The 16,663-nt window shown below is 57.8% G+C and carries 11 protein-coding genes; 4 read left to right on the top strand and 7 right to left on the bottom strand.

All coding sequences use genetic code 11. The annotated features are described in order from the left end of the window. Positions 1 to 6: 6 nt before the first annotated feature. The 4 genes from LPW13_RS09195 to LPW13_RS09180 form a co-directional block, all read right to left on the bottom strand. Positions 7 to 888, bottom strand: a complete 882-nt coding sequence (locus LPW13_RS09195) for an OmpA family protein (RefSeq protein WP_230434805.1) — start codon at positions 886 to 888, stop codon at positions 7 to 9. 302 nt (positions 889 to 1,190) lie between these two features. Continuing rightward, positions 1,191 to 1,514, bottom strand: a complete 324-nt coding sequence (gene fdxA, locus LPW13_RS09190) for a ferredoxin FdxA (protein ID WP_230434803.1) — start codon at positions 1,512 to 1,514, stop codon at positions 1,191 to 1,193. A 140-nt stretch (positions 1,515 to 1,654) separates the two neighbouring features. Then, positions 1,655 to 4,294 (bottom strand): DNA mismatch repair protein MutS, encoded by a 2,640-nt coding sequence (gene mutS, locus LPW13_RS09185; protein WP_230434801.1) that lies wholly within the window; start codon positions 4,292 to 4,294, stop codon positions 1,655 to 1,657. 325 nt (positions 4,295 to 4,619) lie between these two features. Next, complete coding sequence (locus LPW13_RS09180; protein WP_230439126.1) at positions 4,620 to 5,975, bottom strand: sugar MFS transporter; 1,356 nt, start codon at positions 5,973 to 5,975, stop codon at positions 4,620 to 4,622. 308 nt (positions 5,976 to 6,283) lie between these two features. On the opposite strand from LPW13_RS09180, the gene LPW13_RS09175 reads away from it, so the two are divergent. Further along, a complete protein-coding gene (locus LPW13_RS09175) occupies positions 6,284 to 7,426 on the top strand; it encodes an aldose epimerase family protein (RefSeq protein WP_230439125.1) in 1,143 nt (380 codons plus the stop codon). 68 nt (positions 7,427 to 7,494) lie between these two features. On the opposite strand, the gene ppnN is transcribed toward LPW13_RS09175, so the two are convergent. Continuing rightward, complete coding sequence (gene ppnN / locus LPW13_RS09170) at positions 7,495 to 8,868, bottom strand: nucleotide 5'-monophosphate nucleosidase PpnN (RefSeq protein ID WP_230439124.1); 1,374 nt, start codon at positions 8,866 to 8,868, stop codon at positions 7,495 to 7,497. A 548-nt stretch (positions 8,869 to 9,416) separates the two neighbouring features. Here ppnN and LPW13_RS09165 point away from each other — a divergent pair. Beyond that, positions 9,417 to 10,619: an MFS transporter gene (locus LPW13_RS09165; RefSeq protein ID WP_230439123.1), complete on the top strand. Its 1,203-nt coding sequence runs from the start codon at positions 9,417 to 9,419 to the stop codon at positions 10,617 to 10,619. Between the two features lie 10 nt (positions 10,620 to 10,629). Here the strand turns inward: LPW13_RS09165 and LPW13_RS09160 are convergent, their stop codons facing one another. Then, complete coding sequence (locus LPW13_RS09160) at positions 10,630 to 12,048, bottom strand: Na+/H+ antiporter NhaC family protein (protein ID WP_268932701.1); 1,419 nt, start codon at positions 12,046 to 12,048, stop codon at positions 10,630 to 10,632. Positions 12,049 to 12,226: 178 nt separating this feature from the next. Here LPW13_RS09160 and LPW13_RS09155 point away from each other — a divergent pair, with 178 nt between their 5' ends. Next, entirely contained in the window at positions 12,227 to 13,600 is a 1,374-nt protein-coding gene (locus LPW13_RS09155; protein ID WP_230439121.1) for an SLC13 family permease, read from the top strand. Here LPW13_RS09155 and LPW13_RS09150 read toward each other — a convergent pair. Further along, on the bottom strand, positions 13,575 to 14,504 hold the full coding sequence (locus tag LPW13_RS09150) for a LysR family transcriptional regulator (protein WP_230439120.1): 930 nt from the start codon (positions 14,502 to 14,504) through the stop codon (positions 13,575 to 13,577). The two genes, LPW13_RS09155 and LPW13_RS09150, sit on opposite strands and share 26 nt — an antisense overlap. 145 nt (positions 14,505 to 14,649) lie before the next feature. Here LPW13_RS09150 and LPW13_RS09145 point away from each other — a divergent pair, with 145 nt between their 5' ends. After that, positions 14,650 to 16,644, top strand: coding sequence for a ligand-gated channel protein (locus LPW13_RS09145; RefSeq protein WP_230439119.1), 1,995 nt, complete (start codon positions 14,650 to 14,652; stop codon positions 16,642 to 16,644). The last annotated feature ends 19 nt before the right edge of the window (positions 16,645 to 16,663 follow it).

Raw genomic sequence — 16,663 nt, 5'->3', positions numbered from 1 at the left:
AGGCCCTCAGTTGCTGCTGGATACGGCGCTGCTGGAATAAGTGGTTCCTTCATCCCGGTCTGGTTGAAGTTCTATGACTTCAACTTGCGCGCGTCTGTTGGGCGCAAGACAGTCTTTAAGCTCTGCGGTGATTTTGTTGCCGGCGCACTGAACTAGTGGCTCGCTTTTCCCGCGCCCTTCAATCTGTATTTGGCCCGCGGGGACACCCGCGGCGACCAAGTGGTGGGCAATTGCATGTGCACGGAGTTCGGACAGGATCTGGTTGTAATCTTCGGTACCGATTCTATCCGAATGCGCGGTGATGGAAATCTGAGGCTGGGCATAATTATTCAGTAGCGCATTGGCTACTTCATTGATGCGCTCTTTACCTTGTTCGCTCAGGTTTGCGCTGGAAAAGTCGAACAGAATGTCCGCTGAGGTGACAAAAACTTCTGTAGGCAGCTTGGGAACCTTTTCATATAGGGATTCACACTGCGGACGACGCCAGGCCAGATTGCTCACTTTCTCGTCCGTGAATGCCACCTGATACTGACATACGATGACATCATTCTCTGTTATGGGGAGATTGATGTGGTATTCCCAGGCTTCACCACCGGGATACTGCCCTTTGAGGTACGGCATTCCAAGGTAGGTAATGACCTGCTGCTGTGAGGTGCCGGGTTGTACCTTGGCCATTTTTTGAGCTTTGACAAAGCTGCCCGTACGAAGATAGTTCTCTCCCAGTTTTGAGAGGGAGACACTGATATCACTAAAGGGAAGTTCCGAGCTCGATTCGGGGTTGGGGTCTTGGTCTATCGGTTGGTCCTGGCCGTTCGGTTGAGCGGTCGCGTCGCCGGTGTATATGCACGCCAGCAATATTGCCAAGAGTGGAAATAAGCACTTGTTCATCCCTGTTCCTCGGTGCTTGGTATGGCTGCGTTATTATTCGGGTGAAGTATAGACGCTGCACGGTTATGCGCCAGAAATGGGAATCGGAGGAAGTTGTCGCAGGTGCCGGGTTCCGGAAAGCGTCAGGTGTTACTCAATGTGGGAGCCGTTGGGTAGGATTCACGCAGTGATTGATAGGCATCAATCGGGTGAGCCCTGTGGAGGTGTAGTAAACGGCGGTAATAACAGGTCGCGTACAAAAAAGCCGCCTCTGTCAGGCGGCTTTTTCATTGTATAGGCGTATGGGAGGTGGGTGGATCGTGTTATCGCTCGAGGTGCTCGAGCTTGCCTTTTACGCCATCCCACTGTTCTGCATCCGGTAGCGGGTCTTTCTTCTCGGTGATATTCGGCCACACTTCAGACAGTTCAGCATTCAGCTCGATATATTCCTGCTGATCATCCGGCACCTCATCCTCTGAGAAGATGGCATTGGCCGGGCACTCGGGCTCGCACAGGGCGCAGTCGATACACTCATCGGGGTGAATCACCAGAAAGTTGGGGCCTTCGTAGAAGCAGTCTACCGGGCAAACTTCCACACAGTCGGTGTATTTGCACTTGATGCAGTTTTCCCCAATTACAAATGTCATGCTTGTCCCTCGATAATGCTGTGGCGTTGCCGCTGTTCGGTCGCGCTGTGCACCAAACCCGAACCTTATTTTGAAAGCAGCGGATTTTAGCAAGGTCTGGCGCGATTTGTAGTGGCTTTTGAGTCGAATTGGTTGGGTGCTTATAACAATTTACGCAACGCGTAGAGTTGCTCCAGCGCCTGACGCGGGGTCAGGCCGTCCGGATCCAGCTCTTCCAGGGCTTCTACCGCCGGGTGTGGAGCACTGCCAAACAGGTCTACCTGGGCGGGGCTGCCGGCCGGTTGCGGTTCGGGAGCGGGGCGCGCCTGCGGCGCGTTTGCGGAGCTGGGGTTCCGCGGTCCCGGGCCGGAATCGCGGGTGGTGTGGCCGGCTTCCAGTGCGGAAAGGCGTGCTTTGGCTTCCTCCAATACTTCCTGGGGGATGCCGGCCAGTTTGGCGACCTGCAGGCCGTAGCTCTTGGAGGCGGGGCCCTCCTGAATGCGGTGCAGGAACACGATGGAGTCCCCGTGTTCGGTGGCATTCAGGTGGATGTTGGCCGCCTCCGGGCTCTGCTGTGGCAGTTCCGTGAGCTCGAAATAGTGGGTCGCAAACAGGGTAAAGGCGCGTACCCGGTCGGCCAGGAACTGGGCGCAGGCCCAGGCCAGGGAGAGACCGTCGTAGGTGCTGGTGCCGCGGCCGATTTCATCCATCAGAATCAGGCTGTGTTCGCTGGCGTTGCGCAAGATGTTGGCGGTCTCGGTCATCTCCACCATAAAGGTGGAGCGGCCGCCGGCCAGGTCATCGGCGCTGCCGATGCGGGTAAAGATACGGTCCAGTAGACCGATACGGGCGCTGTCTGCGGGCACAAAGCTGCCGCAGTGGGCGAGCAGGGCGATCAGCGCGGTCTGGCGCATGTAGGTCGATTTACCGCCCATGTTCGGGCCGGTGATCACCAGCATACGGCGGGACTCGTGCAGGTCGATATCGTTGGCTACAAACGGGTCGTCCAGAACCTGCTCCACCACCGGGTGGCGGCCGCCTTCCACATGGATGCCGGGCTGTTCCGACAGCTCGGGCTGGATCAGGCGCAATTGGTCCGCGCGCTCGGCCATATTGGCCAGTACATCCAGCTGCGACACGGCGGCAGCTGCCGCCTGCAGTTCCGCCAGGTGTTCGTTCAGGGTGGTGAGTAGCTCTTCGTACAGGAATTTCTCGCGGGTGAGGGCGCGGCTCTTGGCCGACAGCGCCTTGTCTTCGAACTCTTTCAGTTCCGGGGTGATAAAGCGCTCGGCATTCTTGAGCGTCTGGCGGCGGATATAGTCCGCGGGTGCCTTGTCGCTCTGGCCGCGGCTGATCTCGATAAAGTAACCGTGTACGCGGTTGTAACCGACTTTCAGGGTTGGTATGCCGGTGCGTTCTTTCTCCCGCACTTCCAGCTGTACCAGGTAATCACCGGCGTTCTCGCTGATGCCGCGCAGCTCGTCCAATTCCTCGTCGAACCCCTCCGCGATCACGCCGCCATCGCGGATCACCACTGGCGGGTTCTCTACCAGTGCGCGTTGCAATAGCTCCACGGTTTGTGGCCACTCACCCATCTCGCGGCTGAGTTCAGACAGCAGTCCGGCGTCGGTCTCAGACAGCTGGCTTTGCAATTCCGGGAACTGGGCCAGGGACATACACAGACGGGAGAGATCCCGTGGGCGCGCGGAACGCAGGGCCAGGCGACCGAGAATACGCTCCATATCACCGATGGCTTTCAACGCTTCCCGCAGCGGTTCAAAGCGGTAGTCACCGATCAACGCAGTGATGGCCTGCTGACGCTGTTGCAATGTATGCAGATTGCGCAGGGGATTGTTCAGCCAGCGGCGCAGCAGGCGGCTGCCCATGGCGGTTTTACAGGCATCGAATACCGACAGCAGGGTATTGTCGTCGCCCCCGGTGAGATTGGTATCTATCTCCAGATTGCGGCGGCTGGCCGGGTCCAGGGCGACGGTATCTTCACTGCGTTCGGTGCGCAGGGTGCGGATGTGGGGCAGTTCAGTGCGCTGGGTGTCGCGGGCGTATTGCAACAGACAACCGGCGGCACCCAGTGCCGCGTGCAAGTGGCTGCATCCGAAGGCCTCCAGATCCATGGTGCCGAATTGGCGGTTGAGCAGGCGCAGTGAGCTCTCCAGGTCGAACTCCCAGGGCGCGCGGCGGCGCAGGCCGGGACGACGCTCGATCTCGGTCAGCAGGTCCAGGTCTTCGGACGCCAGCAGTTCCGTGGGACTGTAGCGCTGGATCTGTTCTGCCAGGGCCTCCAGGGTATCTACTTCCTGAACGGCAAAATACCCGGTACCTACATCCAGCAGAGCCAGACCGTACTTTTCACCCACCAAAACCGTGGCGGCCAGCAGATTGTCCCGACGCTCGTTCAGCAGTGCCTCATCGGTGACCGTACCCGGGGTGACGATGCGCACCACCTTGCGTTCCACCGGGCCCTTCGATGTGGCCGGGTCGCCGATCTGTTCGGCAATGGCGACAGACACCCCCGCCTTGATCAGGCGGGCCAGATAGCCCTCGGCTGCGTGGTAGGGAATCCCTGCCATAGGAATCGGTTGCCCGCCGGACTTGCCGCGGGCGGTCAGCGTTACGTCCAGCAGCTCCGCCGCCCGCTTTGCATCATCGTAAAACAGCTCGTAAAAGTCCCCCATACGGTAGAACACCAGCTCTTGAGGGTGTTCAGCCTTGATGCGGAGGTACTGCTGCATCATCGGCGTGTGTTCGGTTTTCTGGTTCTTGCTCGGGGCGGATGTCGGCATGGATGAGAAAGTCTTTAAAAATCAGATGGTTGGTTGTTCTGGTGCGCAGGCCTGTGCGGCCGACGTCGGGTCAGATGACAGGGCCGAATGAGTCCCGTTGCGGGGGCCATGTGCAAGCGCGCAAGGATACCAAAGCGACACTGAAACCACTATCTGACTGGGAAGTCTGAAAGGGCGTGTCAGGATCTTCCTGCATCTGCGGAGACGTTGGTTCGGGAGAGCTGAAGGGGGGAGGGCGTATTGTCAAAAACAAACGCCCCTATAGTGCCTGGGGAAAAGTTTCCCGAAAGGGCCGTAGCATAGGGGCGTTAGCGCTATTACCGGATCAGGAAGCGGCAGGCTGCACGGTTGCGGCCCGTTCGCCTTTGTCATCATCCTCGGCCGTCGGCATGCTCAGCGGGTTGGTCACTTTCGAGCCCCACAGCGCATAGAACAGCACGTACAGCTCACAGGCAGCGGTGAGCAGGAAGGAAAGCTGCAGGCCGTAAATGTCTGCCATCCAACCCTGGACCACCACCAGTGCGCCACCGGCGATCGCCATGATCAGCAGACCGGACCCTTCTTCGGTCAGTGGGCCGAGGCCGCGAATGCCGAGGGTGAAGATGGTCGGGAACATGATGGAGTGGAAGAAGCCAACCAGGATCAGCGCCCACATGGCCATCGGGCCGGACGTGAATACGGTGACCAGCATCACAAGAAACGCGCCGATGGAGAAGGCCGCGAGTACGGTTTCTGCACGCACCCGCATCATGATCGCGGAGCCCACAAAACGACCTACCATCATGCCGCCCCACAGAAAGGTGAGATAGTGGCCGGCTTTCTCAAACGTCAGGCCGGCGATATCCGGTTGTGCGACAAAATTGACGAACAGGTTGGCAACGCCGATCTCCGCGATCAGGTAGATGAAGATGGCCGGCACCCCAAATACCAGATTGCGGTGCTTCCACAGGGAGTGCTTCTTGCGTTCTTCCTTGCTGGCGCGGCTGGTGGCGGAGCCGATGCTGGGCAGGGGGAAGCGCGCGATGATGATGGCCAGAATCACCAGCGCCACGGCGACCATCGCATAGGGCAGAATGGTGGACTGCGCATCGGCAAGACGCTCTGCCTGAGTCAGTACGGTGCCGGCCTCAGAGGTGCCGCCCTTTGTGCGGCCGAGAATCAGGTAGGCACCGAAGATAGGCGCGAACATGGTGCCGGCGGAGTTCATTGCCTGTACCAGGTTCAGGCGCGATGAGGCGGTTTCCGGGGAGCCGATCACGGCGACGTACGGGTTGGCCGCCACCTGTAACAGGGTGATGCCACTGGCGATGACAAACAACATGACCAAGGTCACGTAGTAGGAAGGCAGACTTGCAGCCAGGGTCATCCCCATTGCGCCCGCGGCCATAATCAGCAGGCCGGTAACCAGGGCTTTCTGGTAGCCGATACGTTCAATCAGTTTGGCGGAGGGGATGGAGGCGACGAAGTAGGCAATAAACCAGACCGATTCGATCAGTGTGGTCTGGGTGTAATTCAGTTCGAACACGCTGCGCAGATGCGGTAGCAGGGTGTTGTTGATGACCGTGATAAAACCCCACATAAAAAAGAGGCTGGCTAGCAGGGTGAGTGCCTTGGTATACGCCGGGGTACCCGACTGGTTTGCACTGGAAACCTGACCCGCTGAGATTGCTGGTTCCGCCATCGCTTTGCTCCGTTATTTTATCTTTTAATTTTTAGCTGCTGGATCAGGAGAATCGATGATCGCCTCTCATCCCCTCTCGCTGTTCCTGTCGTTTTATTCGTGTCAAAGTAATATGTATTACTATATTATCTAGCTGCTGGGTTGGTCAACGCTAGTGCGAAGCACCACCCAAAAGCACTGAATCGGTGCGTTGGCGTGGGATCGGGGTGCTATTTTCGCGGTACCCGGGATTGCCCGAGAAAGAATCCATGGGGCCATAATGCCTGGTGCTCATGGAGCCCAAATAATAAAGAATGGAGGACCGATTGATGGGAATTGATGTACGCAACAGCCTGCTGGCCCTGGCGACAATGGCCTTTGTGGGAAATGCAGCGGTGGCAGCCGAAGCCAAGCGCGATACGTTTGGCACCTTGCCGGGGGGCGAGAAAGTCGAATCCGTTACGTTGACGGGGGAGAACGGCGTCAGCGCGGTGATCATCACCTACGGTGCAACGCTGCAGGCGCTGAACGTGCCAGACCGCAACGGCCGAGTTGCCGATATCACGCTGGGTCACGATGCCCTTGCGGGTTACCTGGAGCAGCCCAACTACTGGGGCCAGACCATTGGTCGCTATGCCAACCGGATTGCCGGTGGGCGCTTTGTGCTGGATGGTGAAAAATATCAACTCAGCCGGAACGATGACGACAACTCCCTGCACGGTGGTGTCGAAGGATTCGATAAGCGAAACTGGAAAATCGAATCGGTGAACGAGGGCCAGCAGGCCAGCGTGACCCTGACCTTACACAGTGCCGATGGCGATCAGGGTTATCCGGGTAACATGGATGTGTCGGTGACCTACGCGTTGGACGATAACGGTTCTCTGGTGATTGATCACAAAGCCGAGACCGATGCACCCACCATCGTCAACCTCACCAACCACGCACTTTTCAATCTTGCCGGTGAGGGTTCTGCGCTGGGAGTTTACGACCAGAAACTCACTATCCCCGCCAGCCACTATTTGCCAGTGAATGAAAAGCTGATCCCTACCGGTGAACGCCGCGCAGTGTCTGGCACTGTGTTTGATTTCACTAAAGGACGTTTGATGTCCGACGGCATCCGCGATGGTTCGGACGAGCAGATTGTGATGGGGCGCGGCTGGGATCACAACTGGATTCTGGACAAGGGGCGCACGGAAAAGCCCGAGCTGGCAGCCAGGGTCGAACACGCACAATCGGGTAGAGTGCTTGAAGTGCTGAGCACCGAGCCCGGCCTGCAATTTTATTCAGGCAACTTTCTGGTAGGCGATATTGTCGGTAAGAACGGCCATGCGTATCGGATGGGCGCCGGCATCGCGCTCGAGCCGCAGCTGTTCCCCGATACCCCGAATCAGCCGGAGTTTGGTTCTGCCCGGTTAAATCCCGGTGAAACTTATCATCACCGTATGATTTATCGCGTGTCCGTGGAAGGTTGATACCCGATATCCACCGGCCCCGATAGCCGCATCGGGGCCGGCGTTTTACCGAGGCAGGAGCTTTTGCCTCAGCCTCTGATGACCCGGTAACAGGGCTTGTACTCTTTGCCGGGCAACTTCATTCGTTGTTGTTGAACGAATGAATCCAGTAGCGTATCCATACTGCGCATGAGTGCGGGATCGCCCAGCAGTTCGTAAGGCCCATTGTTCTCCACTCTGCGTATCCCCTCATCCTTCACATTGCCAGATACAATCCCGGAAAAAGCACGCCGCAGGTTGGCAGCCAGCAGGTAGGGCTCCTGATTGGTGTGCAGTGCGAGCTTGCGCATGTTTTCGTGGGTGGGCACAAACGGACGCTGGAACTCGGTTGAGACTTTCAGTTGCCAATTGTAGTAATAGGCATCCCCTTTTTCTTTGCGGTATTCCCGGACTTTCTGAATGCCCGCAGCCATTTGTCGCGCCACTTCCGAAGGATCGTCGATGATGATCTGGTAGCGTGAACGGGCAGCCTCGCCCAGAGTCTGGGTAATAAACTGATCGATGCGAATGAAATAGTCTGCAGCGGTTCTGGGGCCGGTAAAAATGACGGGGAATGGCTGCGCTTTATTGTCTTCGTGCAGCAGGATGCCCAGCAGGTAGAGGATTTCTTCTGCAGTACCTGCGCCACCGGGAAATACCACAATGCCATGTCCGGTGCGTACGAAAGCCTCCAGCCGCTTCTCGATATCCGGCATGATCACCAGCTGGTTGACGATGGGGTTTGGCGCCTCTGCGGCAATGATGCCGGGCTCGGTAATGCCCAGATACTGTCCGTCCCGATCCCGTTGTTTGGCGTGGCCGATAGTTGCCCCTTTCATCGGCCCCTTCATCGCACCTGGTCCGCAGCCAGTGCAGATGTCGAGCTGCCGCAAGGCAATCTCGTAACCCACCTTCTTGGTGTAGTCGTATTCTTCCCGTGAAATAGAGTGGCCGCCCCAGCAGACTACAAGGCGCGGCGAACGGTCGCGGTCAAAGGTGCCCGCGTTGCGCAGAATATGAAATACCGCATCCGTGACACCCTGGGCGGAAACCAGATCGTAGCGCGGGTCGCAGGTGATTTCGCTGCTGACGTAGATAATGTCACGCAGTACCGCGAACAGGTGCTCGGCAATGCCCTGGATCATCCTGCCGTCCACAAACGCAGTTGCCGGGGCATTGCTTACCTTGAGTTTGACACTGCGCTCGGTGGGAATGACGGCAATATCAAAGTCTGCATATTTTTCCAGCAGCTCCTTGCCGTCGTCCATGTAATTCCCGCAGTTGAGTACCGCCAGAGAACAGTTGCGGAACAGTTGGTACTGAGGGCCGCGGCTGGCATCCGTGAGCTTGTGGATTTCGTATTTGGACAGGATGTCGAACTGTCCGGTTGGTGATACCTGTGCGTTGACTAGTCCCGTATTCATTAGTCCCCCAGATAATTTCATTGTTATAGGGTAATCAGGTTTCCCTGGCTAACTATAGATGCTGGAAGTATACAGCGTGTAACAAATAGCGGTTCAGGTGAAATTCGTTTATACGGAGTAGGCCGATTTACTGATTGTTTACATAGGGTTAACGCTTCTTTACCGGCAGCTGGGTCATTATATAGGTACAGTTCATAACAACAGTTTCTACCGTGCACACTCTGACCTATCGCCAAAACTCGCTGGCAATACGCGCCGTTCTCGTCTTCGTTTTGATGCATTTTTCGGCGGTGGTTCTGGCGGATACCGAGCCGGAGCGCGGTAGTAGCCCGGAAAATCTTGATGTCCCGTAGTCCAGCGAAGCTGATGCTTTTCGAAGGGACTGGTGGCAGAGCTTCGACGATCCCTTGGTGGTGGATCCGATCGACGCACTGCGCCACGAATTAGCCCGTTCCGACAAATGGGGTGGAAGATTCAGCTACAGAGGCACTCCCCATCCCGTATAATCCGGCTGTGCAATGGAAATATGGGAGCGGCCTGACGGCGCTATGGCATTTGAGGTATTGACCGACAGGAACTACGCGCTCTACCTGGCGGGTAATACCGTTTCCTGGATCGGCACCTGGATGCAACGCACGGCCATCGGCTGGCTGTCGTGGGAGTTGACGGAATCGTCATCCTGGGTGGGTATCATCGTGCTCGCCCAGTACCTGCCGCTGGTGTTCATTGCGCCACTGTTTGGCGTATTGATTGATCGCATGGATCGCCGGCGCTACGCCATTGCCTGCTTACTGGTGCAGATACTGTTCAATGCCGGGTTATTGATCACTTATGCCCTGGGCCTTCTCAATATTCACGCCTTGCTCGCCTGCTGTGTGCTGCTCGGTATCGGCAACGCCGCCTACCAGCCGATCCGTCTGACCCTGATTCACGATATTGCGCCGAAGGATTTTCTCACCCAGGCCATCAGCCTGAATGCGGTGATATTCAATGTCACGCGGATGGTGGGGCCGGCCCTGGGGGGGATTTCCATCAGCGCTTTCGGCGTTGGCGGAACGTTTCTGATCAATACCCTGAGTTTTCTCGGCACCCTGTTTTCCCTGCTGGTAGTGCATATCCACCCCAGCGCGCGCAGTGCCAAAGGGGGCAGCGTGCTGTTCCAGTTGCTGGAAGGGCTGCGCTATATAAAAAGTGTGCCGAAATTTCTCGAACTCTTCATTCTCTCCGTCGCCATTGCCGCGTTCGGCCGCGGCGTGCTGGAACTGTTGCCGGCCTTTGCCGGCGGTGTGTTTGACAGTGGCAGCAGTGGTCTCGCCACGCTGATGGCTGTGGCCGGTGCTGGCGGCATTGTTGCGGGGGTATTGCTGTCCGGAACGACCAGACGCAGTACGCTGGTGATCTTTATTTCCGTGGGCTGTGGCCTGCTGGGGCTGTTTGTTGCGCTGCTGGGCATTTCCAGTCTGTTTGTGCTGGCGATGCTGAGTATCTTCGGCATCGCCGCCATGTCCACCCTCGCCAGTATCGGTATGCAGGCCGCATTACAGGCGGACCTCGACAGCAAGTTTCGCGGTCGCGTGGTCAGCCTCTGGGGGATGACCACGGTGGCAGGGCCGGCACTGGGGGCCTCCATTCTTGGGGCACTTGCGCATGTAACCGGCCTGCCGATGGTGGCAGTTATCAGCGGTGTCTTCTGTTCCGTGGTCTGTATTGGTGTGATGTGGCGCAGCCGCTATTTTCCCTTAGGGAGTTAATACCTGCGATCTACCTTTGCGCCGGACGCGGACGGCCTTTGTAAAAGCCTGTGAATATGGATGCCAGGGCACTGATCCCCAGCAGCCAGCAGTAGTGAATACTCCCCGCCAATGCCAGTGGCGAGACTTTTGCCAGCGACGATGCCAGCAGTATCTGCGCACCGTAGGGAAGTAACCCCTGCACCGTGCAGGAATAGATATCCAGCAGGCTGGCGCTGCGGCGCGGGTCTACACCATAGCGCTCGGCCATATCCTTGGCGAGGTGGCCGGTAAGCAGAATGGCGACGGTATTGTTGGCGGTGCAGACATTGGTCAAGGCTACCGCGGTACTGATACCCAGTTCGCCGGTTTTGCGTCCGGGTTTGCCGCGGCTGCCAATCTGGCTGATCCGATCGATCCGTTGTCCCAACCACGCCAGGCCGCCGCCGGCGCGCATCAGTGCACCGAGGCCGCCGATCATTAGCGACAGAATCAGGATTTCCTGCATGCTGGTGTAACCTGCATAAATATCTTTGGACAAGGCCCCGATGGAGTAGTCCGGCTGTAATCCCAGCCCGACAGCGCCCGCCAGCAGGATACCGATAAACAGCACCAGCAATACGTTTACACCACTTACAGCCAGTACTAACACCACGATGTAGGGCAGTACCCGGATCAGCTCGTAGTCACCGGGCGCGGTGATTTGCGCGGTGGTGCCGGAGAAATACAGCCAGATCAATGCGACCGCAGCGGCGGGCAGGGCGATCAGCAGGTTCATGCGGAACTTGTCCCGCATTTTTACCCCCTGGGTGCGGGTGGCGGCAATGGTTGTGTCGGAAATGATCGAGAGGTTGTCGCCGAACATGGCCCCGCCCACTACGGTGCCGATGGTGAGCAGCATTGGCAGTTCGGTGGCGTTGCTGAGTCCCACCGCGATGGGGGCAATGGCGGCGATGGTGCCCATGGACGTACCCATGGCGGTGGCGACAAACGCGGTGATCAGAAACAGCCCCGGCAATACCAGTGTCGGTGGAATGTAGCTGAGGCCAAAGTTCACCGTAGCGTCCACCCCGCCCACCGCCTTGGCGACACTGGCGAAGGCGCCGGCAAGCAGGTAGATCAGAACCATGGTGATAATTGTGGGATCACCGATGCCGCGGATGAAGGTGTCAATGCGCTGACTCAACCGCCCGTGGGCAAGTGCTATTGCCAGCGCGATTGCCGGCAGAATCGCCACTGGTGCCGAGACCTGATAAAACGCCATCGCCGTACCTTGAGACTGATACCAGAGTCCCGCGCCCACAAACAGGGCGAGAAAAAGCAGTAGTGGCAGCAGGGCGATGGCGGAGGGAGAGGAAGCGACGGAATCTTGTTTCATGAGTACCGCTCTGACCGTGTTTGCCCGACGTTGGTAAAAGGTTGTCTGCCGGGGCGCGAAAAAGGCGCGGATTCTAAACAGTGTAGGCCGCGGTTGGCCAATAACCCTTTCATCGCGGTTTTTTTCAGTTGGTTATATCCCATTCGTGACTTTTTTGCGGTAGCGAATTGGTGAAATGCACACCACTGGAAATCCGGGCCAATCCCCCTATCATCTGGCGCAGAATCCAAGTTGGGAAATAATAATAATCATGATTGACCGGCAGACTTTTGTTTTGATCGGCCCGCTTTTGGCGGTGGCCTTTTATGGGGTGTTGAGCCACTACGGCATGCCCTATTTGCCCGCCGTGACCGCGGCGATCACTCTGTTGACCGTCATCTGGTGGATTACCGAGGCGCTGCCGATTCCGGCTACCTCTCTGGTGCCGTTTGTATTGCTGCCCCTATTCGGTGTGGCGGATCACAAGCTGGTGGCGTCCTCAATGGGCAGCCATGTGATTCTGCTGCTGATGGGCGCCTTTATGTTGTCCAAGGCGCTGGAGAAAAGCGGTGCCCATGAGCGGCTTGCGCTGTATATGCTGAAGGTGGTCGGCGTTTCCAGTGGCCGCCGGCTGGTGCTCGGCTTCATGTTGGCAGCGGGGCTGCTCAGCATGTGGGTCTCCAATACCGCCACCACCTTGATGATGTTGCCCATCGCCCTGGCCATCCTGTCACGGGTGGATAATCACCGTCTGACCGTTGCGCTCATTCTCGGCATCGCTTATGCGGCGAGTCTTGGTGGTGTTGGCAGCCCGCTGGGCACGCCCCCCAACGTGATCTTCATGGGAATATACGAAGAGGTGACCGGTAGGGAATTCAGCTTCCTGAGCTGGCTCAAAATCGGCGTGCCTGTGGTGGTTGTCACCCTACCGATCATGGCGCTGTGGCTGACCCGTAATATCAAACTGGAACAGGCGATTGAGCGCCCGTCGGTGGGCGCGTGGCGGGTGGAAGAGGTGCGCACTTTGCTAGTGTTTGCCGTTGCGATCCTGTTCTGGGTGACTCGCAACGAGCCTTTCGGTGGCTGGAGCCAGTGGTTCAACGTGCCGGCTGCCGGCGACAGTACCGTTGCTATCGGCGCTGTGGTGCTGATGTTCCTGGTGCCCAATGGCAACGGTGGGCGATTGCTGGACTGGAAAGCCGCGGAGAGTATTCCGTGGGGCATGCTGTTGTTGTTTGCCGGTGGTATCGCCATTGCCAAAGGTTTTCAGGCATCCGGCCTCAGCGAAATGATGGGCAGCGGCCTCGCTTTCCTGACCACCATGCCGCTGTGGCTGATGCTGTTGCTGTTATGCCTGTCGGTGACCTTCCTGACCGAGATCACCAGTAACACCGCTACCGCTACACTGCTGATGCCGATTCTCGCGGTGGTTGCCACCTCCGCAGGCTTCGATCCCATGGTGCTGATGATTCCCGCCGCCATGTGCGCGAGCTGTGCATTCATGTTGCCCGTCGCCACGGCACCCAATGCCATTGCCTACGGTACCGGTAAAATCCGGATGCAGGAAATGGTGCGCGAAGGCGCGGCGTTGAGCGTGCTGGCATCGTTGATTATTGCGTTTATGTGCTGGTGGATTCTGACATAGCCCGTGCAGCCTGCCACTGCTCGGGGCGGTGCTGGCGTACGAACTCGATGAATACCTTGAGCCTGCGCGGAAGCTGTCCGTGGCCATAAATCAGGGACACCGGCCGCAGTGGACCCGACCATTGCGGCAGGCAGCGCTGCAGGGCGCCCGGGATAAAAGACTCGCGCAGATCTGCATGCCAGTCGGGCAGCAGGCCCAGGCCGCGAGCCCGAGCGATCGTGTCCGCCTGCAGTGACACCTGATCCACCTGCATGCAGGACTTTTTGCCTGGAATTGGATGGCTGTCTTCGCCCTCCCGGTGCAGTGTCAGCAGGCCCGAGTCATCGTTGATTGAGTTTACCCAGTCATAGCGCGCCAGTGCGCGGGGATGGTCTGGCATGCCCATGCGCTGCAGGTAATCCGGATGGCCGTAGACACTTTGTGTCAGATTGCCCAAGGGCATCAGGTTCTGATCGCAATGGGTGACCCGTCCGACCCAGAAATAGAGTGCGTCATCTTCTGTTTCCGTGGGTAGCTGTGTCTGGGTATGCAGTATGGCTTTGACTGCCGGGTATTTGAGCACGAACTCTTCTACCAGTTCTGCCAGCCATGGGCGTATCAGGATTTCGTGCGCACAAAGTACCAGTGTGCCGCTGACTTCTTCTCTCAGCTCTTCAATTTCTCCCCGCCCCAGCTCCGCCAGCCGCAGGATCTCTTCGCAATAGCGATAGAACACCTGGCCGGCCTCGGTGGGGACGAGTTTGTTTGCCTCACGTTTCAGCAGCATCTGTCCCACAGAAGACTCCAGCTGACGAATGCGTCGGCTCAGGGTGGACTTGGACGTAGCCAGGTTTTTGGCACTGGCGGTGAGGCTCCCGGTTTTGATCACTTGGGAAAAAACTTTCAGTTCTCTCAGATCCTGCATGTCTGCCTCGAATCGTTGGGGCGGCGGTAGCCCCCCCGATCAATGTTTCACTTTTTGCAACGCAATGTTCCGCATGTTTACACTTCTTTAAGCAAATGAGAAGTATTATTATTATCGAAAATTAAGCAGTGACAAGGAGTTACCGATGTCCTCAGCCCATCTCGGGTCTACCCTCATCCCTTTTTCCCGCCTTTTACTCTCTTCAGCGATTCTGGTTTCTGCAACACCGGCGTTGGCTCAGGAGGCGAGCAGCGATACCGAGTCGGTGGAAACGGTGGTGGTGACCGCCTCTGGGCGAGAGCAGGCGGTGATTGATGCGCCGGCGTCGGTGAGTGTTATTGACCGCGAGCAACTGTTGCAGCGGGCGTACCGGGATGTGACCGATGCCCTGAGCGACTTGCCCGGGGTGATCATCACCGGCGGTGAAGCGGGCGGGGATAACGCAGATATCAGCCTGCGGGGTATGGGCGCGAGTTACACCCTGATCCTGGTGGACGGCAAGCGTCTGTCCGGGCGCGCCAGCCGCCCCAACAGTGATGGTCCGGGAGAGGAGCAGAACTGGTTGCCGCCGGTGGAAGCGATCGAACGAATCGAACTGGTGCGTGGTCCCATGTCGACGCTGTACGGTTCGGACGCCATCGGCGGTGTGATCAATATCATCACCCGCAAAGTACCGGCCCAGTGGTCCGGTAGCGTGCAGGTGGACGCGATTCTGCAAGAGAGCAGTGAGTCTGGTGACGTCAATCAGGGCAACTTCCACCTCAGTGGGCCACTGGTGGAGGACACACTGAGCCTGCAATTATACGGGCGCAAATATCGTCGGGACGAAGACCAGATTCTCAATGGCTACTCCCAGCGCGATGTGGAAAGCGTGACGGGTCGGCTCGCTTTTACCCCCAACAGCCGTCACCAGGTGTTGCTGGAGACCGGCCTTACCGAGCAGCGCCAGATTGCCTTGATGGGCAAGTCTGCGCCCACGGAAGGGTGTCGCGGTGGATGTAGCGATTCTGAAAATGAGTACAACCGGGATTACCTGTCCCTGACACACCGGGGCGAGCTGGCCTCGGGCACTGTCAATTCATTTGTTCAGCGGGAAGTCACGGAGAATATTTCCCGGCAGATGGAAATTGCCAATACCGTTGCCAAATCGAGCTATGTGACCGATCTCGGTGCACACACGGTGTCCATCGGCGTGGATTACCAGGCAGAGGAGCTGGACGACCAGACGTCCAACCAGGTTTCTGATCGCACCACCATTGAAGGCGAGCGCTGGGCGGTGTTTCTGGAAGACGAGTGGTCGCTGTTGGACGGCTTTGCGTTGACCGCCGGCGCGCGTCTGGACGACGACGAAAACTACGGAAGCAAAATCAGCCCGCGACTGTATGGCGTGTGGAAGCTGGACGGCCATTGGACCCTGAAAGGTGGTGTGTCCACGGGTTACCGTGCACCGAGCTTGCGTGAAATCACCCCGGACTGGGGGCAGGTCAGCCGCGGTGGCAATATTTATGGTAACCCGGATCTGGAGCCTGAAGTTTCGGTGAACCAGGAGCTCGCGCTGCATTACCAGGGCGAGGGTGGCTTTCACAGTGGCTTGACCCTGTTCAACAATGACTTCGAAGACAAGATTACCCGGGTAGTCTGCCCGCTGGAGCGCTGTGACGCAGGCCCGAATCAGTTTGGCTCGGATCCCACGTATCGGGTCAACGTCGACAAGGCAGTGACACGCGGTGTGGAGGTCAGTGCGACGGTCCCGGTATCTGAAACTTTCCGTCTTGATGCCAGTTATACCTTTACTGACTCAGAGCAGAAGACCGGCGAATACAAGGGTGAACCACTGAACCAGTTGCCGAAACATCTGGCCTCTGTCAGTGCGGATTGGCAGGCAACCGATAATACCAATTCCTGGCTGCGCGTGACCTATCGCGGAGAGGAAAGCCAGCCCACAACCGGCCCTTCCCAGGGGGCGCTGATCGCGCCGTCATACACCTTCGTGGACGTTGGTATGAATTACGCACTGTCGACCAGCACTAAATTGAAAGCCGGTATCTACAACCTCGCCGATGAATCGGTGACCTATGACGAGTATGGCTTTGTGGCCGATGGGCGACGTTACTGGTTGGGTCTCAGCTATCGATTCTGATCAAGTTTACAAATATTAA

The organism is Microbulbifer celer (assembly GCF_020991125.1).
Lineage (GTDB): Bacteria > Pseudomonadota > Gammaproteobacteria > Pseudomonadales > Cellvibrionaceae > Microbulbifer > Microbulbifer celer.
This window is presented reverse-complemented; position numbering and strand designations above follow the sequence as displayed.